Below are 23,865 nucleotides of genomic sequence, written 5' to 3' on the forward strand. Positions count from 1 at the left end.
CCGGAGGTTTCGCAAGGGCGACCGCCCGTCGGCCGGTCAGGCCGCCCCATCGGAGCCCATGAGCGAAGCGAACTGGCGTGAGATCAAAAATGGTGCCCCTAGCCGGAATCGAACCAGCACTCCTTGCGGAACTCGATTTTGAGTCGAGCGCGTCTACCAATTCCGCCATAGGGGCTCAGGCCCAAAGGCCTGGATGGGCGCGGACTATACGGTTGGAGGCCTGTTCGTCAACTGGCCAAATGCGCCGCCGTGCCCTGCTTGCGGCAAAAGCCCGCCTTTCTGTTTCGTGACGCTCCTGCCATTGTGCGGCGCGGAAAATCTTTCTAGACAGACGCGCATCAAAGCGCGTTGCGTGTGGCAACCTGCATCCAGGAGAGCCGATGCTTCGCGGACTTTACGACTGGACCTTGTCGCTGGCGGCCCGCAAATCCGCCGAATGGTGGCTGGCCTTCATCGCTTTCGTCGAAAGCTCGGTGTTTTTCATACCTGCCGACGTCTTGTACCTGCCCATGGCTTTGGCGCGGCCCGAACGCGCCTATCGCTACGCGCTGACCGCCACTGTCGCGTCGGTGCTGGGCGGCATTGCCGGCTGGCTGATCGGTTACTATGCCTACGACACGATAGCACGGCCGATGCTGGAGCACTTTGGCGGCCTTGACGCGTTCGAGAGGTGGCAGTCGGCCGGCACCGGGCTGATGCTGGTGCTGCTCGTCACATCGGGTGCCGCCCACCTGCCGCCGATCAAGGTGGTCACCATTCTGGCAGGCGCCCTCCACGTCAATCTTTTCGTCTTCATCGTCTCCGCCATCCTGGCGCGTGGCGCTCGTTTCCTGCTTCTTGCCTGGCTGCTGCGCCGCTATGGCGAAGAGATCAAGGAATTCATCGAGAAGCGTTTGGGATTGATCGTCGGCGCCGGCGCCGCTGCCCTGATTTTGCTCTATATCGTCGTCAAATACGCCTTCTGACCGTCCAAGGCGGGCGGTGGGTCAGGACTATGCCGGCGGACGGCGAATTCAACGGACGAAACATGACAGCCACGATGACAGCCGATACCGGACGCCAGCGGACGCGCACCGCTTTGTTTCTCGCCGTCGCCATGGCCGCCACGGTCGGCTCCGCGCTCGCCTTCCAGCACATAGGCGGCTACATCCCCTGCCATCTGTGCCTGGAGCAGCGCACGCCCTATTATATCGGCGCCCCGCTGATGCTGCTGGCGGTGATTGCCTCGATGCTTAGCGCGCCCGCATGGCTGACGCGCGGCCTGCTTGCCGTCGGCGGCCTGCTGATGCTCTATGGCCTCTATCTCGGCGTCTATCATTCGGGCGTCGAATGGGCCTGGTGGCAGGGCCCGGCCGATTGCACGGCCGGCGCCGGCCCGGTCGACACCGGCGGCAAGGGCGTGCTCGACGCGCTCGACAAATTCGTGCCGCCATCCTGCGATAAGGCAGCCCTTCGTATCCTCGGCCTGTCGCTGGCCGGGTGGAACGCCATCGCCAGCTTCATCCTCGCCGCCGTCGCCTTTCGCGGGGCAATGGCGCGCGATTGAGCTAATTCGATCGAGCGCCACGACGCAGAGTTCGAGCAAAAATTCTGCAGACTGGTTCGCGTGGCGCGGCTTTCGACGTCCGAGCCAGGTCGACCCCCACTCCGTCTCGGCTTCGCCGAACCACCTCTCCCCCGATCGACGGGGTAGAGGAAAGGCGCGAGCCTATTACAGCCGGCGCTACTCTACAGCCAGCGCTCCTCCAGCGGGGCTCCCTTCCTCTCCCTCCGGAGGGGGGAGAGGTGGCGCTGCGAAGCAGCGACGGAGTGGGGGAAGCCGGTCCTTAAAGGCGATGCCGCCGATAAGTGAGCGCAGCCGAGCTGTTCCGATATGGTCTGGCAGGCGTGTGAGCATCGGAAGCGCAAAATCGCTTCAGGCGGCCAGCCTTGCGAATTCTCGAACGATCCCTACGGTTCGAGTTCCACATCCCAGTAGAGATAATCCATCCAGCTTTCATGCAGATGGTTGGGCGGGAACAGCCGGCCATTGTTGTGCAGGTCGTGCACGGTCGGCTGGTAGGGCTTCTGCAACGGCCACATCTTGGCGTGCGCCGGCATCATGCCGCCCTTCCTCAGATTGCAGGGTGAACAGGCGGCCACGACATTCTCCCACGTCGTCGCCCCGCCGCGATGGCGCGGGATGACGTGGTCAAAGGTCAGATCCTCGGGCGTGCCGCAATACTGGCACTGGAAGCGGTCGCGCAGGAACACGTTGAAGCGGGTGAATGCCGGGTGCCTCGACGGCTTCACATAGGCCTTCAGGCTGACGACGCTGGGCAGCTTCATCGAAAAGGTCGGCGAAGACACCGCATGCTCGTATTCGGCGACGATGTTGACCCGGTCGAGGAACACCGCCTTGATGGCATCCTGCCAGGACCAGAGCGACAAGGGGTAATAGCTGAGCGGACGGTAATCCGCATTCAGCACCAGCGCAGGAAGCCCATCCGGAGATACGGCAACCGTCACCTTGTTGACCTCCTCGTTTTAAAACCGATCGGCGTGGATACTGTAAGCCCGACATGACAGGGATGTGAAGCGGATTGTCATCAGCCAAACGCGGCAAAAATGCAGGGTTTTCATGCTTTTTTGCGGTTTCAGGCCGGAGGTGCCGCGTCCCGGCCCCTGGTTTCGCGATAATAGGACCAGAAAAGCCGCGATGCGACACCTCGCCACGGGCTCCATGATTCGGCCAGGGCGATCAGCGTTTTCTCCGGCGGACGCGGCTCGATACCGAGCGCGTGGCCGACCGCGCTCTGCAGCGCGACGTCGCGCGCGGGGAAAATATCGGGGTGGCCGGCGGCAAACAGGAGATAGACTTCCGCCGTCCACGGGCCGATGCCCGGCACCGCGATCATAGCCGCGATCGCCTCTTCGGCGTCGAGCAAACAGAGGTGATGCAGGTCGAGCCCCTCAACCACGGCCTGCGCAACCGCGATCAGACCGCGCTGCTTCGGCCGCGACAGCCCGGCCTCGCGAAACATGTCCTCGCCGGCGGCAAGGATCGCCTGCGGCGTTAGCGGATCGACCAGTTTCATCAGCCGGCCGAAAATCGCATCGGCGCTCGCACGGGATACTTGTTGCGAAACGATAATGGAGGCCAGGCTTCGAAAACCGGGTTCCGACAGCCGCAGCGGCACCTCGCCAGCCATGCCGCGCACCTTTTCCAGGCGCGGATCGATTGCGCAAAGCGCATCCAACCCGCGCGCAATATCGTCCAGTGTCGCGATGCGTTGCATGTTTTCTTGTTCCTGAACCGACCGCACGGTAGCAATTGGCAAAACCGCTGCACAACCCGATTGCCGCTTGTGAGATGACGCTCCTGACATTCCGCTTCGCGCCGAGCCCGAATGGCGAACTGCATCTCGGCCATGCCTATTCGGCACTGCTCAACCAGCAACTGGCGCGTGCGGCCGGCGGCCGCCTGCTGCTGCGCATCGAGGACATCGACACGATCCGCTGCACGCCTGAATTCGAGGCCGGCATCTTTCGCGACCTCGAATGGTTAGGTCTCGAATGGGAACAGCCGGTGCGGCGCCAGGCCGAGCATTTCTCCGACTATCAGGCCGTGCTCGACCGGCTGGTCCGCGAAGAACTCGTCTACCCTGCCTTCATGAGCCGTGGCGAGATCAGGGCCTTCATCGCCGACAGCGAAAAGCGCGGCCGCGGCTGGCCGCGCGACCCGGACGGCGTGCCGCTTTATCCCGCCGCCGACAAGGCGCTGCCGGTCAGCGAACGCAACCGCCGCATCGCCGAAAATGCGCCCTTCGCCTGGCGCCTCGACATCGATGCAGCGCTGGCGCGCGTCGGCACGGATTTGTCCTGGCGCGAATTCACCAACGAGACGCTTTCGGCGACGCAGCGAGTCGAGGCGCGTCCGCAGGACTGGGGCGACGTCATTCTGGCGCGCCGCGACATCCCGACCAGCTATCACCTGGCCGTCGTCGTCGACGACGCTCTGCAAGGCGTCAGCCATGTCGTGCGTGGCCGCGACCTTTATTCCGCGACCGGCATCCAGCGCCTGCTGCAGGAACTGCTCGGCCTCGGCCAGCCGCAGTATTTCCACCACCGTCTCATACTCGGACCGGATGGGCGCAAACTGTCGAAGAGTTTTGCTGATACCGGCCTTGCCGCGCTGAGGCAGGCAGGCATGTCGCCGGACGATGTCAGGCGGCTGGTCGGGCTCTGACTAAAGCCGGGCCAGCCCCGCCTTGAGCAGCGCCAACGCGCCTATAAACGCGAAGGCGCCGCCCAGTCCCCAGGCAACCGCGAGCTTCAGATCTCTCAGGACGATGCCATGTTCGTTCGCGGCCATGACCGCGGCGAAAAAGCCGAGCGTGAACAGCAATGTGTTGCCGGTCGACCCAAAACCGTCCTCCTGCATGATGGCGTCGAGCGCTGAACCGAAGAAGAAGCCGAACACGGCCACACTGGCCACCGTCATCAAAAGCCAGCTTGTGTCGAGATGCAACAGCATGCGCGCTCCCTGTCGAAGCCAAAACGCCATGTCGCCGGATCCATCGACAGAAGTCGATTGCCCTGACGCCGCCCTTTGAATTCGGCCACCTCCTACATCAGGATGAGCTTATGTACCAATTGTTTCGCTTTGCTTGCCGGATTGAACCGCATTAGAGCAATTGCCGTATTTGTCTCTTCACCGAATCGGACCTCTCCACCGGAAACGGCTTCCCCGAAAATGCACAGTCTCAAGCGGTTCATCCCCGCCTCGTTTGTCGTCCTGTGGGCGACAGGTTTCATCGGCGCGCGCTACGCCATGCCCTGGGCCGAGCCCTTCACCTTTCTGGCGGCCCGCTTTGTCATCGCCGCCTTGCTGCTCGCCGGCCTGATGCTCGTGCTTGGCTCGAAGCGAGCCACAAGGGCAGAAGCGCTTCACGCCACGGTCTCCGGCATCCTCATGCATGGCATCTATCTCGGCGCGGTGTTCTGGGCGATCCACAGGGGCATGCCCGCCGGGCTTTCGGCGCTGATCGTCGGCCTGCAGCCACTGATCACGGCCGTGCTTGCCGGCCGGTTCCTCGGCGAGGCCATCCTGCCGCGCCACTGGGCCGGCCTTGCCGTCGGCCTTGTGGGGGTGATCATCGTGCTGTGGCCAAAGCTCGGCGCTCTCGGCGGCGGCGTTACGCCCGAAACGCTGGCGGCGTCGCTGGTCTCGGTGCTGGGCATGAGCGCCGGGACCATCTGGCAGAAGCGCTATGCCTCGGGTGGCGACCTGGTGGCGGCGACGATGTGGCAATATATCGGCGGCGGCTCGCTGATGATCCTGGCTTCGCTGGCCCTTGAGACCCACACGGTGATCATCAACGGCGAACTGATCTTCGCCATGGCCTGGCTGGTCCTGGTGCTGTCGATCGGCGCCATCTTCTTGCTGATGGTGATGATCCGCGACGGCGAGATGTCGAAGGTCGCGTCGCTGTTCTACCTGGTGCCGGCCGTCACCGCTGTCATCGCCTGGGCGCTGTTCGGCGAACGGCTCAGCCTCGTGCAGATCGTCGGCATGGCAATCGCGACGCTCGGCGTCGGGCTGGCCACGGCTCGGCCAGCCAAAACCTAGCTGCCGACACGCGCGCGCGCTTCGAGAAAGCGGCTGATCGCTGCATTGAGTTCGCCGCCGAGGATGAAGATCGCCGACAGCATATAGAGGAAAACCACGGCGATCATGATCGAGGCGAGGCCGGCATAGGTCGTCACATAGGACGAGAAATGGTCGAGGTAGGTCGCGAACATCGTCGAGCCGACAAGCCACGCAGCCAGAGTGAAAATGATGCCAGGCACCAGCGAGACAAAGCGGCGCTTGCCCGCCGGCAGCCAATAGTGGACGGCAAACAAGCCACCAATGATGACGGTTGAGGCGATGACGTAACGCCACAGCGTGATCGTGCCCGTATAGGGTTTGATCCACTCGAAATGAGCTTCCGCCAGCCGCGCCAGCAAGGGCGCAAAGACCAGGAGCACGCTGATCGCCAGGAAACCGGCCGTCGCGATCAGCACGAAGAAAATGCTCTGCACCCGGCGGTAGATGATGCCGCGCGTTTCGGCGACGCGGTAGGCGCGGTTGAGCGAGGTGCGCAGCGCCTCGATGCCGTTGGAGGCGAAATAGGCCGCCAGCAGCACGCCGTAGGTCAAAAGATCGGTGCGCCGCACGGTCAGCACGTTGAGCACTTCGCGCGCGATAGGCTTCGCGATCTGTTCGGGCCAGGTGTCGAAGACCAGGTGCACGGCAGTATCGGCGAACGCCTGCGCGCCGAGGAAGCTCGCCAGCGTGGTGGCGAAGATCAGGAACGGGAACAGCGCCATCAGCGAAGTGATCGCCAGATGGCTGGCCATGGCCCAGCCGTCATCGGTGTTGAAATGGCCAAGCGCGTCATAGAGCACGCGGCGCAGCACGACGATATTCCGCATCAAGAGCCGCGTTCCCTTCGATTGTCTCGACGCCGCGAATATGGGAAGGGATTGTGGCAAATGGCAACCCTTGCTCAAACCACGACGCCGCCTGCCAAAGAGTTGCGCACCATCATCGTCACCGGCGCCTCGTCCGGGATAGGCGCCCACTGCGCCCGTGCGCTGAAGGCGGATGGCTGGCGGGTGCTTGCAACGGCGCGCAAGCCTGAAGACATAGCCTCACTCGAAGCAGACGGCATCGAGGCGTTTTACCTCGATTACCGTGAGCCGGACTCTATCGAAGCCCTTGTGGGCTCGGTGCTGGAGCGGACAGGCGGACGCCTCGACGCCCTGTTCAACAACGGCGCCCATGCACAGCCCGGCGCCGTGGAAGACCTGCCGGTTGCGGCATTGCGCGAGCAGTTCGAGGCCAATTTCTTCGGCTGGCACGACCTCACCCGACGCATCGTACCGGTAATGCGTCGCCAGGGACATGGCCGCCTCGTTCATTGTTCCTCGATCCTTGGGCTAGCGCCGGTGCCTTTTCGCGGCGCCTACTCAGCCTCCAAGCACGCGCTCGAAGGCCTGATGCTGTGCATGCAGCAGGAACTCAGGGGCAGCGGCATCCATGTCTCGCTGATCGAACCGGGGCCGGTGACCTCGAAAATCGCCAGCAACGGGCTGTTCTGGTTCCTGAAAAACATCGACCACGAGAATTCCGTCCACCACCTCGCCTATGCCACGCAGCTGGCGCGGCTTCGGGCCGGCGGCAGCTCATCACGGCTGAAAAAGGGGCCGGAGGTGGTCTATGCGGCCTTGCGCCATGCACTTCTGTCGCGGCGCCCGCGCCCGCACTATGTGGTAACAGTGCCGGCCAGGATCGGCGTGATGCTCAAGCGCATCCTGCCGGCATCGATGCTCTACCGCGTTCTGGCCAGACGCGCCTGACCGCAACAGAACTGGGAACAGATCATGGCAACCGTCATCAAAGTCCTCCTCGTCCTCGTCATGGTCGCCGTGGTGATCGTGCTTGTCCGCGGCCTCATCAACATGATGCGCGGCGGCTCCGGTGTGAGCTCGAACAAGCTGATGCAGGCGCGCGTGCTGTTGCAGGCGCTGGCGTTGGCACTGATCCTGCTGGTGGTGTACTTCACCCGCAAGTGACGGCCGTTCGGGAGGCGACGTGGTCAAGCTCAACAAGATCTACACCCGCACCGGCGATGACGGCACCACTGGCCTCGGCACCGGTGAACGCAGGCTGAAATCCGACCTGCGCGTCGATGCCTACGGCACCGTCGATGAAGCCAATGCCTGCATCGGCATCGCCCGCCTGCACACAGCGGCAAGTTATCCCGCCATCGACGCCATGCTGTCCCGCATCCAGAACGATTTGTTCGACCTCGGCGCCGATCTCGCCGTGCCCGACGACGGCAAGCCGCTTGGCTACGAACCGCTGCGCATCATCGCCTCGCAGACCGACCGCGTCGAAAAGGATATCGACCTTCTCAACAAGGATCTGCAGCCGCTCAAATCCTTCGTGCTCAATGGCGGCACGCCGGCGGCGGCAGCACTTCATCTTGCCCGCACCGTGGCGCGACGGGCCGAGCGGATCATGGTGGCACTGGCGCAGGACCCGGCCGAACATGTCAATCGCGAGGGGCTGAAATACATAAACCGCGTCTCGGACTTTCTGTTCGTCGCCGCTCGTGCGGTCAATGACAACGGAAATGCCGACGTGTTATGGGTGCCCGGCAAGAACCGCTGAATTTTCGAAGGCGGGAAAGGGCTTGGGGCATGTTCATCCCGCTTTACGACTCCAACAGGTTGCGCCACATCCGGCTGCAATATGTGACGATCGGCCTGATCGCGGCCAACGTGTTGGTCTTTCTCATCACCACGATCGGCGGCGAAAATTTCAACAACGCCGCCGTGCTCGGCCTCGGCTTCATCCCTTCGGTTGTCCACGACACGGCAGAACTCTCGCCCCAATTCGTCGTCATTCCGGAGAGCCTGAGTTACCTCACCTATGCCTTCCTGCATGCCGATATCTTTCATCTCGGCGGCAACATGCTGTTCCTGTGGGTGTTCGGCGATAATGTCGAGGACGCACTCGGCCACATCCGCTACCTTATCTTCTACCTGCTTTGCGCCATCGCCGGCGCCTTCTTCCAAGGGCTCGTCGCCTGGAGTTCGGAGGTGCCGCTGATCGGCGCCTCCGGCGCCATTGCCGGCGTCGTCGCCGCCTATCTGGTCCTCTACCCCCGGGTGAAAGTGTGGGTGCTGGTCTTTGCCCGCATTCCGCTGCGTATCCCGGCCTTCATCCCGCTGATCCTGTGGATCGGCTTCCAAGTGGTGATGTTTGCCGCCGGCGGCGAAAACCAGATATCCTGGGCCTGCCATATTGGCGGCATCATTGCCGGTGGCGTGCTGGTGCTCATCATGCGCAGCCGCGGCGTGCCGCTGCTCGCCGGTGACGACGGCGAGCCGGAACCCGCCGATCAGCCAGCCGCTTCTACTGGGCCGGCGCCAGCCGGTCCCGCTCCCGTGCAACCTGAGACGCGTTGGGGCCGAGGTGGCGCTTCCGGTCACAACTGAACCGATTTGAGCGGTTTGGCCGCTGCCGTGGCATATTGACGTGTTGCGTCTCCACAACTACGGAGAGCGCCACCGCTAGGCGGCAGAAGACAAGAATTCCGTCCGGCCAGAATTCCGTTTGGCCGCAATTCAGTCAGGAATGTCGGCTTTCGACAACTCTGCGGAGGCGCACGCTGCTATAGCGCGCCCGGATATCTCAGGAGAGGTGACAGGCAAATGAAGATCCTTGTGCCCGTGAAGCGGGTTGTGGATGCGAACGTCAAGGTTCGCGTCAAGGCTGATGGTTCGGCGGTTGAACTCGCCAACGTCAAGATGGCGATGAACCCGTTCGACGAGATCGCGGTGGAAGAGGCGCTCCGGCTGAAGGAAGCCGGCAAGGCCGAAGAGATCATCGTCGTGTCGATCGGCCCGCAGCAGGCGCAGGAAACGCTCCGCACCGCGCTCGCCATGGGCGCCGACCGCGCCATCCTGGTCAAGACAGACGAACAGACCGAGCCGCTCGGCGTCGCCAAGGTGCTGAAGGGCGTCGTCGACGCCGAGCAGCCCGGTCTCGTGATCCTGGGCAAGCAGGCGATCGATGATGACTCGAACCAGACCGGCCAGATGCTGGCCGCCCTGCTCGGCTGGGCACAGGGCACTTTCGCCTCCAAGGTCGTGATCGACGGCGACAAGGCCAAGGTGACGCGCGAAGTCGACGGCGGCCTGCAGACGGTAGAGCTGAAAATGCCGGCGATCATCACCGCCGACCTTCGTCTCAACCAGCCGCGCTATGCCTCGCTGCCCAACATCATGAAGGCCAAGAAGAAGCCGCTCGACGAAAAGAGCCCGGCCGATTACGGCGCCGACGTCAAGCCGCGCCTGAAGGTGCTCAAGACCGAGGAGCCCAGCGGCCGCAAGGCGGGCGTGAAGGTCAAGAGCGTCGCCGAACTGGTCGACAAGCTGAAGAACGAAGCCGGCGTGCTCTGAGACTGGAAGGAACAGATAAAATGACCATTCTCCTCATCGCAGAACACGACAACGCAACTCTTTCCGACCAGACCGCCAAGGCGCTCTCGGCGGCGCTGCAGATCGGTTCGGACGTGCATGTGCTGGTCGCCGGCAAAGGCGCCAAGGGCGCGGCCGACGCCGCCGCCAAGCTCGAGGGCGTGAGCAAGGTGCTGCTGGCCGAGGCCGACGAACTGGCCGAGCGCCTCGCCGAACCGCTCGCCGCACTCGTTGTCTCGCTGGCCGGCGCCTACGACACCATAATCGCGCCGGCGACCTCGTCGGGCAAGAATGTCGCGCCGCGCGTGGCGGCCCTGCTCGATGTCGCGCAAGTCTCCGAGATCATCGAAGTGGTTTCACCAGACACGTTCAAACGGCCGATCTATGCCGGCAACGCCATCCAGACGGTGCAGTCGAGCGACGCCAAGAAGGTCATCACCGTGCGCACCGCCTCCTTCCAGGCTGCCCCCGAGGGCGGCTCGGCAGCTGTCGAGACGGTCAAGGCCGCGTCCAATCCGGGCCTGTCCACCTTCGTCGAGAACAGGCTGTCGGAAACCGACCGTCCGGAACTGACCTCGGCCAAGATCATCATTTCGGGCGGCCGCGCGCTCGGCTCCTCGGAAAAGTTCCAGGAAGTCATTCTGCCGGTCGCCGACAAGCTCGGTGCAGCCGTCGGCGCCTCGCGCGCTGCCGTCGACGCCGGCTACGCCCCGAATGACTGGCAGGTCGGCCAAACCGGCAAGGTCGTGGCGCCGGACCTCTATATTGCCGTCGGCATTTCCGGCGCCATCCAGCACCTTGCCGGCATGAAGGATTCGAAGGTCATCGTCGCCATCAACAAGGACGAGGAGGCGCCGATCTTCCAGGTTGCCGATTATGGCCTCGTCGGCGACCTGTTCGTCATCCTGCCGGAACTGCAAAAGGCGCTTTGACGCTCTCTGCCAAAGCGTATTAAATTGTGAAAGGGTGGGGTAGACGAAGCTACCCCACCCTTTTAGTTTGCACTGCACAAAAAGCAGGCCGCAAAGGCCTTTTCGACGGGATCGCTGCAAATGGCCAAGATCGAGACGATCGGCATCATCGGCGCCGGCCAGATGGGCGGCGGCATCGCGCATGTATCAGCACTTTCGGGTTTCAAGGTGCTGATCTACGACGTCTCGCCCGACCGTATCGAGAAGGGCATTGCCACGGTCAGCGGCAACATGGCCCGTCAGGTCGGCTCCGGCAAGCTTGAGGAAAAGCTGCGTAACGAAGCGATGGCGCGCATTTCCGCAGCCCCCACCATGGCTGATCTCGCCGGTGCCGATCTGGTTATCGAGGCGGCGACCGAGGACGAGACGGTCAAGCGCAAGATTTACGCGCAGCTCTGTCCCCAGCTCAACCCGGAAGCCATTCTGGCGACCAACACCTCGTCGATTTCGATCACCCGGCTTGCGGCGCAGACCGACCGTCCCGAGCGTTTCATCGGCATACATTTCATGAACCCCGTGCCGCTGATGAAGCTGGTCGAACTGGTGCGCGGCATCGCTACCGAGGATCAGACCTTCGAGGCGGCCAAGGCCTATGTGAAACAGCTCGACAAGACGATCACCGTCTCTGAAGATTTTCCGGCCTTCATCGTCAACCGCATTCTATTGCCGATGATCAACGAGGCGATCTACACGCTCTATGAGGGGGTCGGCTCGGTCGATGCCATCGACACCGCCATGCGGCTCGGCGCCAACCATCCGATGGGACCGCTGCAGCTCGCCGATTTCATCGGCCTCGACACCTGCCTGTCGATCATGCAGGTGCTGCATGACGGCCTGTCGGATTCGAAATATCGCCCCTGCCCGCTGCTGGTGAAATATGTCGAGGCCGGCTGGCTCGGCCGCAAGACCGGGCGCGGCTTCTACGATTATCGCGGCGAGCATCCGGTTCCGACGCGCTAACCACCAGACCGAAAGTTCCGTGCTACCTCAGGACGCCGCTGCAAGCGGCGGCTCTGCTTGGCCTCTTGACCCGGTATCGTCAGGCGCCACGGAAACACAGCCGCGGCCGGCGGCCTTGGCCGCATAGCAGGCAGCATCGGCCCGGGCGATGATCTCGTCGACTTCACCGCTGTTGCTGTGGATCGGCGCCAGCCCGATGCTGGCATCGATCGCATGCGGCCGGCCGTCCCAGCTGAACTGCAGGCCGCGGATGGCGTCGATGACCGAGCGTGCGGCAATCCTGGCGCCGGCGCTCGACCCGGCTTTCAGGATGACCGCGAATTCGTCACCGCCGAGGCGGGCCACGATATCCTCCGGCCCAAGCGCACCGCGAATGGCCTCGGCAACCCGCTTCAGCAAGGCGTCGCCGGCGGCGTGCCCGCCAGTGTCGTTGACCAGCTTGAAATGGTCTAGATCGATGAACATGAAATGATGCTCGCCCGCCGGCCTGGCCGTGCCGGCCTTGCGGCTCCGGTCGACCAGTTCCTCCATGGTGCGGATAAAGCTCGAACGGTTGGCAAGGCCGGTCAGCGCATCATGCGCGGCGGCATAGGCGAGTTGGCGCTGCAAGGCGCGCGCATCTGTGAAGTCCTGGAAGACGATGACCAGGCCGCAGAACTCCTGGCGGTCGTTCATGATCGGCGACACCACCTGGCGGATGCTGCAGCGCGTGTCGTCGCGACGGATGAGGACGGCGCGACTGTTTTGGTCGGCAGGGCTGGCGCTGCCGAGCGCCGGCCGCGTCATGCCGATCCTTTGCCCGGTTTCTTCGTCCACCGCCCAGTAGACATGGCCAAGCGTCTTGCCGAGCGCCTCCGCGCCAACAACGCCGGTGAGCTTTTCGGCGACCGGGTTCATGAAGGTGATGCGGTTGGCGGCATCGGTGCAGATGACGGCGTCGCCGATCGACTGCAGCGTCACCCTCAGCCGCTCCTTCTCGTCGGCCAGCATTGCCGCCGATACGATGAGGCTTTCCTCGGTTTGCTTGCGCTGGGTGATGTCGGTCAGGCTGCCGATGGCCCTGACCAGCCGTCCGTCCTTGTCGCGTTCGAGCGTCTTGCCGCGGTCGAGGATCCAGACCCAGTGGCCATCCTTGTGGCGCATCCGGAACTCGGCTTCGAAGAACGGTGTCCTGCCCTCCAGATGGGCACGATCGGCTTCGGCGACGTTTTCGCGATCGTCGGGGTGGATCATCGCCAGCCAGCGGTCGGGGTCGCCGTCCAGTTCGCCATCGGCATAGCCCAGCATCTTCACCCAGGTGGCGGAGTAGGTGGTGCCGCCCTTCCGCATATCAAGATCCCAGACGCCTTGTCCGGCGCTGGCCAAGGCAAAATTCCAGCGCGTTTCGGCTTCGGCTATGCGCGCCTCGGATTGCTTGCGCGCATCGATATCCTCGATCTGGGAGACCAGGTAGAGCGGGCTCCCGCTCTTCTCGTCGCGAATGACGGAACCGGCAAGATGGGCCCATACCGGCGTGCCGTCCTTCCTGAGGTAGCGCTTTTCGAAGTGGAAGGCGTTGACGGTGCCCGCCCGCATGCCTTCCATCGTCTCACGGCCGATCTGCACATCGTCGGGATGGGTGATCTGGAAGAAGGTCAGCGCCTCGATCTCCTGCTTGCTATAGCCGAGCATGGCGGCGAAGGCCGGGTTGGTTTCATGGATGCGGCCGTCGAGGCCGACAATGGCGATGCCGATCGCCGAATCCTCCATGGCGCGGCGGAAACGCTGCTCGCTTTCGGCGATCTGCCGGCGGTCGTCCAGTATCCGGTAAATGAACAGGGCGGCGAGAATCAGCGCAACGGCGGCGACCGGCACCGATATCTGCAGGCAGAGTTTCAGCACTTCGGCGCTGACATCGAGCCGCGACAGCAGGAGCGCGACCACGGCAGCGCAAAGCCCTCCGGCCGCAAGCACCAAAGCCACGTGACTGTCAGCCCGCAGGCTTTTTCGCTCTCGTCGCATCACTGTGCATGCCACCCCATGCGCAACACATTTCTGCAAAAAACACTGGATGATCGATTTTAAGGAAAGGTTGCGCCGGAGCCACCGGCAACACGGTGAACCCGCAAACAATTCCCGGCATGATTAAGGATCGGTGATTATTGGGCGATCTTGGACGGCCCGGTCACCAGCGCACGAAGAACCGTCCCCCGAGCGCGCCCAGACCGGCGAGGACGGCGATGGCGAGCGTGTACCAGGTGGCGACGAAAAGCGGAGAATCGTCGAAGCAGTGCGCGGCGTAGAAGGTCGCCGCCAGGCCGCCGGCGAGCAGTCCCGCGACCGCCCCGGCCAACACCGGCCGCGTCGGCGCTCCATAGCGCAGCATCCACAGGAAGACGGCAAGCGGGCCGATTCCGATCAGCGGGATGAAGCCCATGCAGATCATCATGTTGGAGCCGACCATGCGCGTGCTCCACATCGGCTCCGGCACCATGAACAGTTCGAGAGCCACCGCCACGGCCACCAGCAGCGGCGCCGCCAGCATCCAGGCCGCGGCTCTTGCCGTCGAAGCTCCCGGCGTCGACAACGCCCGGACCAGGCCAAAGGCGGTGACGGCGAGCACGATGGTGAACACGAACTTCGCCAGGAACCGCATCGTGTGCATGGCGGTCATGATGTCGGGACGCGGGCCGATGGTGAGAAAGAAGACCAGAGCCGCGATCACCGCCGCGGCTGCCGCCGCCATCAACCAGGCCGAGCGCAGCGGCATCGCCTTGCTGCTTGTGTCGGCGTCGAGTGCCTTGATGAGATCCTCCGTCCTCATGTCACTGCCGCCCGAAGCGCCCCTGCCCAAATCGCTTGGCGATCGCGGCAAGCCCGCGATGCAGCGACACCCGCACCGCCGTCTCGCTGACGCCGAGCCTGGCCGCCGTCTCGCCGATGGAGCGGCCGTCGACCGAGATCGAAGAAACGACGGAACGCTGCGCAGCCGGCAGTCCGTCCAGCGCCCGGTTGATGTCGCGTTCGCTGACGGTCTCGGTTTCCGGCTCGGCAAAGGTCTCGGCGATCTCGTCGATCTCGATTTCGATGCGCCGTCCGCGCCGCCGGAAAGCATCGATCAGCTTGAAGCGGGCTATCGCATAGATCCATGGCAACACCGGCGCGTCCTGGCGCCAGGTATGCCGTTTCACATGAATGGCCAGCAAGGTTTCCTGCACGACATCCTCGGGATCGACCCCGCCCTGTACGATCTTGCGCCTCGCAAAGCCGCGAACCAGCGCGGCGATCCGGTGCAAAAAGTCGGCGTAGGCCCTTTCATCTCCCGCGATCGCGGCCCGCATCAGCCGGGAAAGCTCGGCCTCATCCTTGCCGCTCACAAGAGTTCACTCCCCGATCTTCGCGCCTCGGCACCGATTTGTTACGTGTCCGGCGAAATGATGTCCAAGCCAAAGTGCCGCAAAATCACGAAAGTTTGCGGGAGCGGCGACCGATTGAAGCAGCCGAGCAATGTTGACTACTGCTGTCAGGTATCGATAGGTGCAGCCTGCGAAACCAGAACCACCGAGATTAAGGATGACGCCATGAGATACACGCTCTCCACCCTAGCGGGGGCCACAGCGCTGGCCGTGAGCATGATCGCCGGGCCGGCAATGGCCGCGGATGCCGGCATCATCGTCTACAACGCCCAGCATGAGAGCCTGGCCAAGGAATGGGTCGAAGGTTTCACCAAGGAAACCGGCATCAAGGTCACGCTGCGCAATGGCGGCGACAGCGATTTCTCCAACCAGATCGTCGCCGAGGGCGCTTCTTCGCCGGCCGACGTGTTCCTGACCGAAAACTCGCCGGCGATGACCCTGGTCGAAGCGGCGGGCCTTTTCGCGCCGGTCGACGCCGACACGCTGGCGCAAGTCCCGGCCGAATTCCAGCCGAGCAGCGGCAAATGGGTGGGTGTCGCGGCGCGCAGCACCGTCTTTGCCTACAACAAGACCAAGCTCACGGCCGAAAAGCTGCCCAAATCGATGCTCGATCTCGCCGATCCCGCCTGGAAAGGCCGCTGGGCAGCCTCGCCTTCCGGCGCCGATTTTCAGGCCATCGTCAGCGCGTTGCTCGAGCTCAAGGGCGAAGCCGCAACCGCCGACTGGCTGAAGGCCATGAAGGAGAATTTCACCGCCTACAAGGGCAACGGCACGGTGATGAAGGCGGTCAATGCCGGCGAGATCGAAGGCGGAATCATCTACCACTATTACTATTTCGGCGATCAGGCAAAGACCGGCGAAAACAGCAAGAACGTCGAACTGCATTATTTCAAGAACCAGGATCCCGGCGCTTTCGTCTCGATCTCCGGCGGCGGCGTGCTCGCCTCGAGCAAACACCCGAAGGAAGCCCAGGCGTTCCTCAAATGGGTGACCGGGAAAGGCGGCCAGGACGTGCTGAAGACCGGCACGTCCTTCGAATACGCTATCGGCAAGGACGCGCAGTCCAATCCCAGGCTGGTGCCGCTGGCCGACCTGCAGGCGCCGAAGGTCGATCCGGCGACACTGAACTCCAAAAAGGTGACGGAACTGATGACGGCAGCCGGCTTGCTTTAGGCTGGGTTCGTCCTAAAAGGGCAACGATTGCGCTCCTGCCGGACTTTCCGCAGGAGCGCTCTGTTTTCGAGATGGCATTGTCCATGACGACACATTGCGTTTCCGGCCGCGCCTGCGGCGCCCCCGCCCCGGCGGCAGTGGCGCGGGTGAGGTGATGCAGTCTGTCGTCGATCTCGCACGTTCAGGCCAGGCAGCCAAGCGGTCCCGCCGGAAGCCCATGTCCTGGATCGCGCTTGCCGCCATAATTGTCTCGCTGCTGTCGCTGCTGCCGCTGGCGTTCATCATCTGGATCGGTGTGCAGATCGGCTGGGACACTGCTTCGGCCCTGGTCTTCCGGCCGCGCGTCGGCGAACTTCTGGTCAACACCGTGCTTCTGGTGGCGCTCACCGTGCCGATCGCCACCGTGCTGTCGGTGACGCTGGCATGGCTGACCGAGCGCAGCGACCTGCCCGGCGCCCGCCTGTGGGCTTGGCTGTCGGTGGCGCCGCTCGCCATCCCCGCCTTCGTGCATTCCTACGCCTGGATCACCATGGTGCCGACCTTGCACGGCCTGTGGGCCGGCGTGCTGGTCTCGGTTCTCGCCTATTTCCCGTTCCTCTATCTGCCGCTGGCGGCGGCTCTGCGCCGGCTCGATCCTGCTTTGGAGGACGCAGCCGCAGCACTCGGCCTTGGACCATGGCGGGTGTTTTGGCGTGTCGTGCTGCCGCAGCTGAGACTGGCCATTTGCGGCGGCGCGCTGCTGGTCGGCCTGCATCTGCTGGCCGAATACGGCCTCTACGTCTTCATCCGCTTCGACACTTTCACCACGGCGATCGTCGACCAGTTCCAGTCGACCTTCAACGGTCCCGCCGCCAACATGCTGGCCGGCGTCCTGGTGACTTGCTGCTTCGTGCTGCTCGCGCTGGAGGTGCTGGTGCGCGGCGAGGAACGCTATGCCCGCGTAGGCTCGGGTGCCGCGCGCCGCCAGCAGCGCACCAGGCTCGGTCGCGCCACCCTGCCCTGCCTGGCTCTGCCTGCCATCGCCACGCTTCTCGCCATCGGCGTGCCCTTCGTCACCATCGGCCGCTGGCTGGTCGCCGGCGGCGCCGACGTCTGGCGTTTGGACGAGATCGGCCTGGCGCTTGGCCAGACGCTGTTCCTGGCGCTGGCCGGCGCCTTGCTTGCGACCATCGCCGCCATGCCGATGGCCTGGATCTCGATCCGCGCGCCGGGACCGCTGCAGCGGCTGCTCGAAGGCTGCAACTACATTGTCGGTTCGCTGCCCGGCGTGGTCATCGCGCTGGCCTTGGTCACCATTACCGTGCGCATCGCCATGCCGCTCTACCAGACGCTGTTCACAATCCTGGTCGCCTATGCCCTGATGTTCCTGCCGCGCGCCTTGATCAGCCTCAGAGCCTCGATCGCACAGGCGCCGGTCGAGCTCGAACGCGCCGCCGCCAGCCTTGGCCGGCCGCCGCTGAAGGCGCTTTGGTCGACAACGATTCGCCTGTCGGCGCCGGGGGCTGCGGCCGGCATGGCGCTGGTCGCGCTCGGCATCATGAACGAGCTGACCGCCACCCAGATGCTGGCGCCCAACGGCACGCGCACGCTGGCCATGGCGTTCTGGTCCTATAGCGGCGAGATCGACTATGCCTCCGCCGCCCCTTACGCCTTCATCATGGTGGCGATGTCGCTGCCGCTGACCTGGCTGCTCTATGTCCAGTCGAAACGGATGGCCGGGCGATGAGCTTTCTCGAAATCAGTGGCCTCACCAAGCACTACGGCCCGGTCGCAGCCCTTGCCGGGGTCGACCTCAGCGCCGCCAGCGGCAGTCGCACCGCCATCGTCGGCCCGTCCGGCTGCGGCAAGACCACCTTGCTGCGGCTGATCGCCGGCTTCGAGGCGCCCGACCAGGGCCGCGTCGTGCTCGACGGCGAAGTGCTGGCCAATGGCGGCCATGCGGTGCCGGCGCACCGCCGCGGCATCGGCCTGGTGGCGCAGGATGGCGCCCTGTTCCCGCATCTCAGCATCGGCGACAATATCGGCTTTGGCATGGCCCGCGGCGAGGACCAGCGCGCCGAGCGCATCGCCGAGCTCGCCTATACCGTCGGGCTGGACAAGGCGATCCTCAAGCGCCGCCCGCACCAGCTCTCCGGCGGCCAGCAGCAGCGCGTGGCGCTGGCCCGCGCCATGGCGATGAAGCCCAGGCTGATGCTTCTCGACGAACCGTTCTCGGCGCTCGACACCGGTCTGCGCGCCTCGATGCGCAAGGCGGTGGCCGAACTACTCGAAGCCGCCGGCATCACCACCATCCTGGTCACCCACGACCAGGCCGAGGCGCTGTCCTTCGCCAGCCAGGTGGCGGTCATGCGCGACGGAAAGTTCTCTCAGATCGGCACACCGCGAGAACTCTATCTGCAGCCGAAAGACCGCATGGTTGCCGAGTTTCTTGGCGACGCCATCATCTTGCCGGCAAAGATTTCAGGCGGCTTCGCCACCTCCTCGCTTGGTCGCATAGCCGTCGACTCGAAGGAGCGGCGCGACATCGCCCGCATCATGCTGCGACCGGAGCAGGTGCAGGTAAAGCGCACGTCGCGCGAAGGCATGTCGGGTCCTGCGGGCACGATATTCGCCGAGGTGACGGACTCGGAATTCGCAGGCTCGATGTGCACCATTGCCGTGCGGCTGTTGAACAACCCCGATCCGCCGGACGCCGCGGCGATCGGCAGCACACCGCTGACCTTACGCAAGCCGGGAATCGACGCACCTGCCGTCGGCGAGATCGTGCGTCTGACAGTTTCCGGCAAGGCGCATGTCTTCGCCTGAACTGCCGATGCGTCGGATTGGCGCGAGCGGCTGCGTCAATCGACTCGTTTCCCAGCATTGTCGAACCAATGCAGCTTCTCGGCCCTGGCCACGACGCGCAGTTGATCGCCGGGTTTGGCCGTGGCGCGGCCGGCCACACGCACGACGATGCGGTTGCCGCCGGCGGCACAGTGAAGAAAGCTTTCGGCTCCCACAGGTTCGACCGCCTCGACCGCCGCAGGCAGAATAAGCGCGCCGGATGATGCCTCGGCACTGAAGGTGACGTCGGCATCCTCAGGGCGGAAGCCAAGCGTGGCGGCGTTCGTAGGCGCGAAGTCAACCGTCTTGCCGTCGGTCAGCGCCGGACCAGCCGGTCCTTGCGAAAGAGGCAGAAGGTTCATCGGCGGCGCTCCGATGAAGGAGGCGACGAAGGTCGACGCCGGCTTCTCGTAGATGTCGAGCGGCGCACCCGTCTGCTCGACCAATCCGCCATTCATGACGACGAGAATATCGGCCAGCGTCATCGCCTCAAGCTGGTCATGGGTGACGTAGACCGAGGTGACACCGAGCGAGCGCTGCAAATTCTTGATTTCGACCCGCATCTGGCCGCGCAGTTTGGCGTCCAGGTTGGAAAGCGGTTCGTCGAACAGGAAGACTTTCGGATTGCGCACGATTGCGCGACCCATGGCCACGCGCTGGCGCTGGCCGCCGGAAAGCTCGCGTGGGCGCCGGTCGAGCAGCGCCGTGAGTTCCAGCACCTTGGCGGTCGAGCGAACCCTGCTGTCGATCTCGTCCTTGGGAGTACCCCGGTTGCGCAATCCATAGGCCATGTTGTCGTAGACCTTCATATGCGGATAGAGCGCATAGTTCTGGAACACCATGGCGATGTCGCGCTCGGTCGGACCGATCGTGTTGACGATCTTGCCGTCGATGGCGACGATGCCGGAAGAAATGGTCTCAAGCCCGGCGATCATCCGCAGCAGCGTGGACTTGCCGCAGCCGGACGGCCCAACCAGAACGCAAAGCTCCTTGTCGGGAATGGCGATCGAGACACCCCTCACCGCCTCGACGCCGCCGGGATAGACTTTCTTCACATCCTTCAGATCGACGGTCGCCATCAGCTTCTCACTTTTCGGTATCGACCAGTCCGCGCACGAACCAGCGTTGCATCAGCACCACGATCAGGATCGGCGGCAGTATGGCCAGCATCGCGGTGACCATGACCAGATGCCATTGGGTATCGGCATCGGCGAAGGAAACCATCTTTCTAAGTGCGATGACGATGGTGTTCATGTCGTTGCTGTTGGTGACGAGCAGCGGCCACAGGTACTGCGTCCAGCCATAGATGAAGAGGATGACGAACAGTGCTGCGATGTTGGTGCGCGACAGCGGCAACAGGATGTCGAAAAAAAAGCGCCATGGCCCGGCGCCGTCGACACGCGCCGCTTCCACCAACTCACCTGGAATGGTCATGAAGAACTGGCGAAACAGAAGCGTGGCGGTGGCCGAGGCGATCAGCGGAATGATCAGGCCGGCATAGGTGTCGATCATGCCGAGATCGACCATCACCTTGTAGGTCGGCAGGATGCGCACCTCGACGGGAAGCATCAGGGTGATGAAGATCAGCCAGAAGAAGACCATCCGAAGCGGAAAACGGAAGAACACGATCGCATAGGCCGAAAGGATCGAGATGAAAATCTTCCCCACCGCGATGCCGAGCGCCATGATCGTGGTGTTGAGCAGCAATCGGCCGACACTGACGCCGCCGATGCGGCCGACACCGCCGAACAGCGCCTCGCTGTAATTGTTCCAGACCTGGTCGCCGGGCAAAAGAGGCAATGGCGGCTTGAGGATGGTCTGCAGCGTCTGCGTGGAGGCAACGAAGGTGTAGTAGATCGGGAGAGCGACGATCAGGATGCCCAGGATGAGCACGGCGTGGGCGATGAGGGCGCGAAGCGGGGACTGACCAATCATCGCTCGCGCTCAACCGTAGTGGACTTTGCGTTCCACATAGCGGAACTGGATGGCCGTGAGTGAGATGACGATGACCATCAGGATGACCGACTGCGCGGCCGAATCGCCGAGGATCAAATTGACGAAACCGTCATTGTAGACCTTGTAGACCAGCGTCTCGGTGGCCTTGCCCGGCCCGCCGCCGGTGACCGCATGGACGATACCGAAAGTGTCGAACAGCGCATAGACCGTGTTGACGACCAGCAGGAAGAAGGTCGTCGGCGCGAGCAGCGGGAAAACGATGGTCCAGAAGCGCTTCGTCTCCCCGGCGCCGTCCATGGCCGCCGCCTCTATCAACGTCTTCGGCACTGCCTGCAGCCCGGCGACGAAGAACAGGAAATTGTAGCTGATCTGCTTCCAGGCAGCCGCAGATACCAGCAGGATCATGGCTTGGTTTCCGTTAAGCAAGGGATCCCAGGCGATGCCGAGACCTCTCAAGGCGTAGGCCAGCGAACCGATCGAGGGATTGAACAGAAACAGCCACAACATGCCGGCAATCGCGGGCGCCACCGCATACGGCCAGATCAGCAGCGTGCGATAGAGGCCTTTGCCTCGCACCACCTTCTCGGCCATGACGGCAAGCAACAGGGCCACACCCATGGCGACGATCGCGGTCGCCAGAGAGAACACCAGCGTAACTTTGATCGAGTTGAGGTAGGCCGGGTCGGCCAGCACCTTGCGAAAATTGGCGAGCCCGACGAACTTGCTCTTCAGCCCGAACGGGTCTTCCCTAAGCATCGACTGGTAGAGCGCCTGCCCCGTCGGCCAGTAGAAAAAGATCAGCGTAATGGCGAGTTGCGGCGCCACCAGCAGGTAAGGCAGGGTCTTGTTGGGAAAGACGACGCGTGGAGACAGTGTGGTTCCCTCGCTGTTCAGGAAGTCGTCCACGCGGGTCCGCGTGGACGAGGTTCGACTGACAAACCGCTTCAGTTTCCGATCGCTTCCTGAATCGCCTTGTTGCCGCGTGCGACCGCATTGTCGAGCGCCTGCTGCGCAGTCTGCTGGCCGGCCAGCATCTTCTCGAACTCCTCATTCTCGATGTCGCGCACCTGCGGCAGGTTGACGAGGCGCACGCCCTTCGAGTTCTCGGTCGGCGCCTTGCCCAGCATCTGCAGGATCGGCGTCTCACGGCCCGGGTTCTTGTCATAGAAGCCGGACTTCTTGGTCGCCTCATAGGCAGCGAGCGTCACCGGCAGATAACCCGACTTCTGGTGCAGATACTCCTGCACTTCGGTCTTGGAGAGATAGGAGAAGAACGCCGCGACGCCCTTGTATTCCTCGTCCGATTTGTTGCCGAACACCCACAGGCTGGCGCCGCCCGGCGTGGTGTTCTGGGGCGCGCCCTTGGCGTCACTATCATAGGGAAGCTGGCCGATGCCGTAGTTCATGCCCGACTTGACGATGTCACCGAGCCCCCCCGACGATTCGGTGAAGATGCCGCATTCTCCGGCAAGAAAGATCTGCTTGGCTTCGGATGTACGGCCGCCATATTTGAAGGTGCCGTCCTTGGCCAGATCGGCGAGCGCCTGGAAATGATTGACGAAGATCGGCGCATTGATCTTGAGCTCGACGTCGGTTCCGGCAAGTCCGTTCTGGTTGGTGCCATAGGAAACGTCGTTCCAGGCCGCGAAGGCCTCAAGGTGGATCCAGGTCAACCAGGTCGAGGTATAGCCACAGGAAGCGGCGCCGCTCGCCTTGATCTTCTTGGCGGCTTCCCACACCTCGTTCCAGGTCTTTGGCGGGTTGTTCACATCAAGCCCGGCCTTCTGGAAAATATCCTTGTTGTAGTAGAGGATGGGCGACGAGGAATTATAGGGGAAGGACAGCATGGTCCCGTCCGGCTTCGAATAGTAACCGACGATGCCGGGCAAATACTGGCTCTTGTCGAAGGTCACGCCGGCGCTGGTTAGCACATCGGCCACCGGTTTGATCGCACCTTCGGCTGCCATCATGACGCCGGTACCCACGTCGAACACCTGGATGATGTCGGGCGCTTGCCCCGCACGATAGGCAGCGATGCCGGCATTCAGCGTTTCGGGATAGGTGCCCTTGAAAACAGGGAGAATTTCATAGTCGCTCTGGCTGGCATTGAAATCCTTGGCGATCTTGTCGACCACCTCGGCATTCGCGCCGGTCATGGCATGCCACCAACTGATCTGGGTGGCGGCGAAGGCGGAGGTGGTGGAAAGCAGGGTCAAGGTGGCGGCAACACCGGCCGCAAAGCCGAACAACTTCATGTTTCATCTCCCGTTTGTCATTGGCGAAAGGGGCACTCCCGCAAAGGCAATATGTGTCGCTGATGACAATCGGACAACGGATTTGTTGCTGTTTCGTGAATTTCATACCCGGCTAACTTCGCGCCCCCTCGCTCTGCAACGAGGACAGAGAGAAATTCCAAGCCGGCTCAGCGATACATGGGCGCGGTGGGCCTGCGACGATCGCCGACCGCCGGCGATGCATGAAGGGCCCCCGTGACAGCGCCACGCACCTGTACCATGCGGCCGCCATACCGGCGCTCGGCCAGATCGAGATCGGTAGAGCGGCATCGCGCC

Annotated in this window: 25 protein-coding genes and 1 tRNA gene; 14 read left to right on the forward strand and 12 right to left on the reverse strand. The window is 63.4% G+C overall.

All coding sequences use genetic code 11. The annotated features are described in order from the left end of the window. Nucleotides 1-90 precede the first annotated feature (90 nt). Nucleotides 91-175, reverse strand: a tRNA-Leu gene (locus X727_RS164015). A 205-nt stretch (nucleotides 176-380) separates the two neighbouring features. Between X727_RS164015 and X727_RS164010 the strand changes: the two genes are divergently transcribed. Together X727_RS164010 and X727_RS164005 are read left to right on the forward strand one after the other, a co-directional pair. Then, nucleotides 381-965, forward strand: coding sequence for a YqaA family protein (locus X727_RS164010; protein WP_023673756.1), 585 nt, complete (start codon nucleotides 381-383; stop codon nucleotides 963-965). Nucleotides 966-1,027: 62 nt separating this feature from the next. Continuing rightward, nucleotides 1,028-1,546 carry a disulfide bond formation protein B gene (locus X727_RS164005; protein ID WP_023737462.1) on the forward strand — a complete coding sequence of 173 codons (519 nt, stop codon included), beginning with the start codon at nucleotides 1,028-1,030 and terminating at the stop codon, nucleotides 1,544-1,546. A gap of 404 nt (nucleotides 1,547-1,950) precedes the next feature. Here the strand turns inward: X727_RS164005 and X727_RS164000 are convergent, their stop codons facing one another. Next, on the reverse strand, nucleotides 1,951-2,508 hold the full coding sequence (locus X727_RS164000) for an HNH endonuclease (RefSeq protein WP_008874122.1): 558 nt from the start codon (nucleotides 2,506-2,508) through the stop codon (nucleotides 1,951-1,953). A 128-nt stretch (nucleotides 2,509-2,636) separates the two neighbouring features. Next, nucleotides 2,637-3,278: a DNA-3-methyladenine glycosylase gene (locus X727_RS163995; RefSeq protein WP_023671679.1), complete on the reverse strand. Its 642-nt coding sequence runs from the start codon at nucleotides 3,276-3,278 to the stop codon at nucleotides 2,637-2,639. A 74-nt stretch (nucleotides 3,279-3,352) separates the two neighbouring features. Between X727_RS163995 and gluQRS the strand changes: the two genes are divergently transcribed. Continuing rightward, nucleotides 3,353-4,228, forward strand: a complete 876-nt coding sequence (gluQRS, locus tag X727_RS163990; RefSeq protein WP_023833373.1) for a tRNA glutamyl-Q(34) synthetase GluQRS — start codon at nucleotides 3,353-3,355, stop codon at nucleotides 4,226-4,228. On the opposite strand, the gene X727_RS163985 is transcribed toward gluQRS, so the two are convergent. Further along, nucleotides 4,229-4,516 carry a hypothetical protein gene (locus X727_RS163985; protein ID WP_023671677.1) on the reverse strand — a complete coding sequence of 96 codons (288 nt, stop codon included), beginning with the start codon at nucleotides 4,514-4,516 and terminating at the stop codon, nucleotides 4,229-4,231. It lies immediately after the preceding gene. 219 nt (nucleotides 4,517-4,735) lie between these two features. Here X727_RS163985 and X727_RS0132985 point away from each other — a divergent pair, with 219 nt between their 5' ends. After that, nucleotides 4,736-5,611 (forward strand): DMT family transporter, encoded by an 876-nt coding sequence (locus X727_RS0132985; protein WP_023671676.1) that lies wholly within the window; start codon nucleotides 4,736-4,738, stop codon nucleotides 5,609-5,611. Here the strand turns inward: X727_RS0132985 and X727_RS0132990 are convergent. Beyond that, the gene (locus tag X727_RS0132990) at nucleotides 5,608-6,459 is read right to left on the reverse strand and encodes a YihY/virulence factor BrkB family protein (RefSeq protein WP_023671675.1); all 852 of its coding nucleotides are present in this window, start codon (nucleotides 6,457-6,459) and stop codon (nucleotides 5,608-5,610) included. The genes X727_RS0132985 and X727_RS0132990 overlap by 4 nt on opposite strands. 60 nt (nucleotides 6,460-6,519) lie before the next feature. Between X727_RS0132990 and X727_RS163980 the strand changes: the two genes are divergently transcribed. The 7 genes from X727_RS163980 (at nucleotide 6,520) to X727_RS163950 (ending at nucleotide 11,948) form a co-directional block, all read left to right on the forward strand. Further along, nucleotides 6,520-7,386 (forward strand): SDR family oxidoreductase, encoded by an 867-nt coding sequence (locus X727_RS163980; protein WP_023671674.1) that lies wholly within the window; start codon nucleotides 6,520-6,522, stop codon nucleotides 7,384-7,386. 24 nt (nucleotides 7,387-7,410) lie between these two features. Further along, on the forward strand, nucleotides 7,411-7,602 hold the full coding sequence (locus tag X727_RS163975) for a twin transmembrane helix small protein (protein ID WP_023671673.1): 192 nt from the start codon (nucleotides 7,411-7,413) through the stop codon (nucleotides 7,600-7,602). Between the two features lie 19 nt (nucleotides 7,603-7,621). Then, entirely contained in the window at nucleotides 7,622-8,203 is a 582-nt protein-coding gene (locus X727_RS163970; protein WP_023671672.1) for a cob(I)yrinic acid a,c-diamide adenosyltransferase, read from the forward strand. A 29-nt stretch (nucleotides 8,204-8,232) separates the two neighbouring features. Further along, complete coding sequence (locus X727_RS163965; protein WP_023737459.1) at nucleotides 8,233-9,033, forward strand: rhomboid family intramembrane serine protease; 801 nt, start codon at nucleotides 8,233-8,235, stop codon at nucleotides 9,031-9,033. A 216-nt stretch (nucleotides 9,034-9,249) separates the two neighbouring features. Beyond that, on the forward strand, nucleotides 9,250-9,999 hold the full coding sequence (locus tag X727_RS163960) for an electron transfer flavoprotein subunit beta/FixA family protein (protein ID WP_023737458.1): 750 nt from the start codon (nucleotides 9,250-9,252) through the stop codon (nucleotides 9,997-9,999). A gap of 20 nt (nucleotides 10,000-10,019) precedes the next feature. Further along, a complete protein-coding gene (locus X727_RS163955) occupies nucleotides 10,020-10,949 on the forward strand; it encodes an electron transfer flavoprotein subunit alpha/FixB family protein (RefSeq protein ID WP_023737457.1) in 930 nt (309 codons plus the stop codon). A 120-nt stretch (nucleotides 10,950-11,069) separates the two neighbouring features. Further along, on the forward strand, nucleotides 11,070-11,948 hold the full coding sequence (locus X727_RS163950) for a 3-hydroxybutyryl-CoA dehydrogenase (RefSeq protein ID WP_023671668.1): 879 nt from the start codon (nucleotides 11,070-11,072) through the stop codon (nucleotides 11,946-11,948). A gap of 27 nt (nucleotides 11,949-11,975) precedes the next feature. Here X727_RS163950 and X727_RS163945 read toward each other — a convergent pair whose 3' ends face one another. From X727_RS163945 to X727_RS163935, 3 genes are all read right to left on the reverse strand, one after another. Beyond that, nucleotides 11,976-13,910 (reverse strand): PAS domain S-box protein, encoded by a 1,935-nt coding sequence (locus X727_RS163945; RefSeq protein WP_050588105.1) that lies wholly within the window; start codon nucleotides 13,908-13,910, stop codon nucleotides 11,976-11,978. A gap of 202 nt (nucleotides 13,911-14,112) precedes the next feature. Then, nucleotides 14,113-14,751 carry an NrsF family protein gene (locus X727_RS163940; RefSeq protein WP_023671666.1) on the reverse strand — a complete coding sequence of 213 codons (639 nt, stop codon included), beginning with the start codon at nucleotides 14,749-14,751 and terminating at the stop codon, nucleotides 14,113-14,115. Nucleotide 14,752: 1 nt separating this feature from the next. Then, nucleotides 14,753-15,304: a sigma-70 family RNA polymerase sigma factor gene (locus tag X727_RS163935; RefSeq protein WP_023671665.1), complete on the reverse strand. Its 552-nt coding sequence runs from the start codon at nucleotides 15,302-15,304 to the stop codon at nucleotides 14,753-14,755. Nucleotides 15,305-15,508: 204 nt separating this feature from the next. On the opposite strand from X727_RS163935, the gene X727_RS163930 reads away from it, so the two are divergent. The 3 genes from X727_RS163930 (at nucleotide 15,509) to X727_RS163920 (ending at nucleotide 19,321) form a co-directional block, all read left to right on the forward strand. Further along, entirely contained in the window at nucleotides 15,509-16,516 is a 1,008-nt protein-coding gene (locus X727_RS163930; RefSeq protein WP_023833375.1) for an iron ABC transporter substrate-binding protein, read from the forward strand. Between the two features lie 154 nt (nucleotides 16,517-16,670). After that, the gene (locus X727_RS163925) at nucleotides 16,671-18,242 is read left to right on the forward strand and encodes an iron ABC transporter permease (protein WP_023833376.1); all 1,572 of its coding nucleotides are present in this window, start codon (nucleotides 16,671-16,673) and stop codon (nucleotides 18,240-18,242) included. After that, nucleotides 18,239-19,321: an ABC transporter ATP-binding protein gene (locus X727_RS163920; RefSeq protein ID WP_023744001.1), complete on the forward strand. Its 1,083-nt coding sequence runs from the start codon at nucleotides 18,239-18,241 to the stop codon at nucleotides 19,319-19,321. Before X727_RS163925 ends, X727_RS163920 begins: the two co-directional genes overlap by 4 nt. Before the next feature lie 35 nt (nucleotides 19,322-19,356). On the opposite strand, the gene X727_RS163915 is transcribed toward X727_RS163920, so the two are convergent. The 4 genes from X727_RS163915 to ugpB all read right to left on the reverse strand — a co-directional run bounded on the left by X727_RS163915 (nucleotide 19,357) and on the right by ugpB (nucleotide 23,550). Next, nucleotides 19,357-20,418, reverse strand: coding sequence for a sn-glycerol-3-phosphate import ATP-binding protein UgpC (locus X727_RS163915; RefSeq protein ID WP_023744000.1), 1,062 nt, complete (start codon nucleotides 20,416-20,418; stop codon nucleotides 19,357-19,359). Between the two features lie 7 nt (nucleotides 20,419-20,425). After that, nucleotides 20,426-21,274: a sn-glycerol-3-phosphate ABC transporter permease UgpE gene (ugpE, locus tag X727_RS163910; RefSeq protein WP_023833377.1), complete on the reverse strand. Its 849-nt coding sequence runs from the start codon at nucleotides 21,272-21,274 to the stop codon at nucleotides 20,426-20,428. Between the two features lie 9 nt (nucleotides 21,275-21,283). Further along, nucleotides 21,284-22,168, reverse strand: a complete 885-nt coding sequence (ugpA, locus tag X727_RS163905; protein WP_023731064.1) for a sn-glycerol-3-phosphate ABC transporter permease UgpA — start codon at nucleotides 22,166-22,168, stop codon at nucleotides 21,284-21,286. A 71-nt stretch (nucleotides 22,169-22,239) separates the two neighbouring features. Then, complete coding sequence (gene ugpB / locus X727_RS163900; protein ID WP_023743999.1) at nucleotides 22,240-23,550, reverse strand: sn-glycerol-3-phosphate ABC transporter substrate-binding protein UgpB; 1,311 nt, start codon at nucleotides 23,548-23,550, stop codon at nucleotides 22,240-22,242. Nucleotides 23,551-23,865: the final 315 nt, after the last annotated feature.

Origin of the sequence: Mesorhizobium sp. L103C105A0, assembly GCF_000502215.1 — a bacterium.
Lineage (GTDB): Bacteria > Pseudomonadota > Alphaproteobacteria > Rhizobiales > Rhizobiaceae > Mesorhizobium.

Bases quoted from the DNA above. Each gene is read 5' to 3' on its own strand.
- X727_RS163965 (WP_023737459.1), top strand. From the start codon at position 8,233: ATGTTCATCCCGCTTTACGACTCCAACAGGTTGCGCCACATCCGGCTG.
- X727_RS163925 (WP_023833376.1), top strand. From the start codon at position 16,671: ATGCAGTCTGTCGTCGATCTCGCACGTTCAGGCCAGGCAGCCAAGCGG.
- X727_RS163940 (WP_023671666.1), bottom strand. From the start codon at position 14,751: ATGAGGACGGAGGATCTCATCAAGGCACTCGACGCCGACACAAGCAGC.
- X727_RS163975 (WP_023671673.1), top strand. From the start codon at position 7,411: ATGGCAACCGTCATCAAAGTCCTCCTCGTCCTCGTCATGGTCGCCGTG.
- X727_RS163980 (WP_023671674.1), top strand. From the start codon at position 6,520: ATGGCAACCCTTGCTCAAACCACGACGCCGCCTGCCAAAGAGTTGCGC.
- ugpB (WP_023743999.1), bottom strand. From the start codon at position 23,550: ATGAAGTTGTTCGGCTTTGCGGCCGGTGTTGCCGCCACCTTGACCCTG.
- X727_RS163995 (WP_023671679.1), bottom strand. From the start codon at position 3,278: ATGCAACGCATCGCGACACTGGACGATATTGCGCGCGGGTTGGATGCG.
- X727_RS163950 (WP_023671668.1), top strand. From the start codon at position 11,070: ATGGCCAAGATCGAGACGATCGGCATCATCGGCGCCGGCCAGATGGGC.
- X727_RS164005 (WP_023737462.1), top strand. From the start codon at position 1,028: ATGACAGCCACGATGACAGCCGATACCGGACGCCAGCGGACGCGCACC.
- X727_RS0132985 (WP_023671676.1), top strand. From the start codon at position 4,736: ATGCACAGTCTCAAGCGGTTCATCCCCGCCTCGTTTGTCGTCCTGTGG.
- X727_RS163985 (WP_023671677.1), bottom strand. From the start codon at position 4,516: ATGCTGTTGCATCTCGACACAAGCTGGCTTTTGATGACGGTGGCCAGT.
- ugpE (WP_023833377.1), bottom strand. From the start codon at position 21,274: ATGATTGGTCAGTCCCCGCTTCGCGCCCTCATCGCCCACGCCGTGCTC.
- X727_RS163960 (WP_023737458.1), top strand. From the start codon at position 9,250: ATGAAGATCCTTGTGCCCGTGAAGCGGGTTGTGGATGCGAACGTCAAG.
- X727_RS163930 (WP_023833375.1), top strand. From the start codon at position 15,509: ATGAGATACACGCTCTCCACCCTAGCGGGGGCCACAGCGCTGGCCGTG.
- X727_RS163955 (WP_023737457.1), top strand. From the start codon at position 10,020: ATGACCATTCTCCTCATCGCAGAACACGACAACGCAACTCTTTCCGAC.
- X727_RS163915 (WP_023744000.1), bottom strand. From the start codon at position 20,418: ATGGCGACCGTCGATCTGAAGGATGTGAAGAAAGTCTATCCCGGCGGC.
- X727_RS0132990 (WP_023671675.1), bottom strand. From the start codon at position 6,459: ATGCGGAATATCGTCGTGCTGCGCCGCGTGCTCTATGACGCGCTTGGC.
- X727_RS164010 (WP_023673756.1), top strand. From the start codon at position 381: ATGCTTCGCGGACTTTACGACTGGACCTTGTCGCTGGCGGCCCGCAAA.
- gluQRS (WP_023833373.1), top strand. From the start codon at position 3,353: ATGACGCTCCTGACATTCCGCTTCGCGCCGAGCCCGAATGGCGAACTG.
- X727_RS163920 (WP_023744001.1), top strand. From the start codon at position 18,239: ATGAGCTTTCTCGAAATCAGTGGCCTCACCAAGCACTACGGCCCGGTC.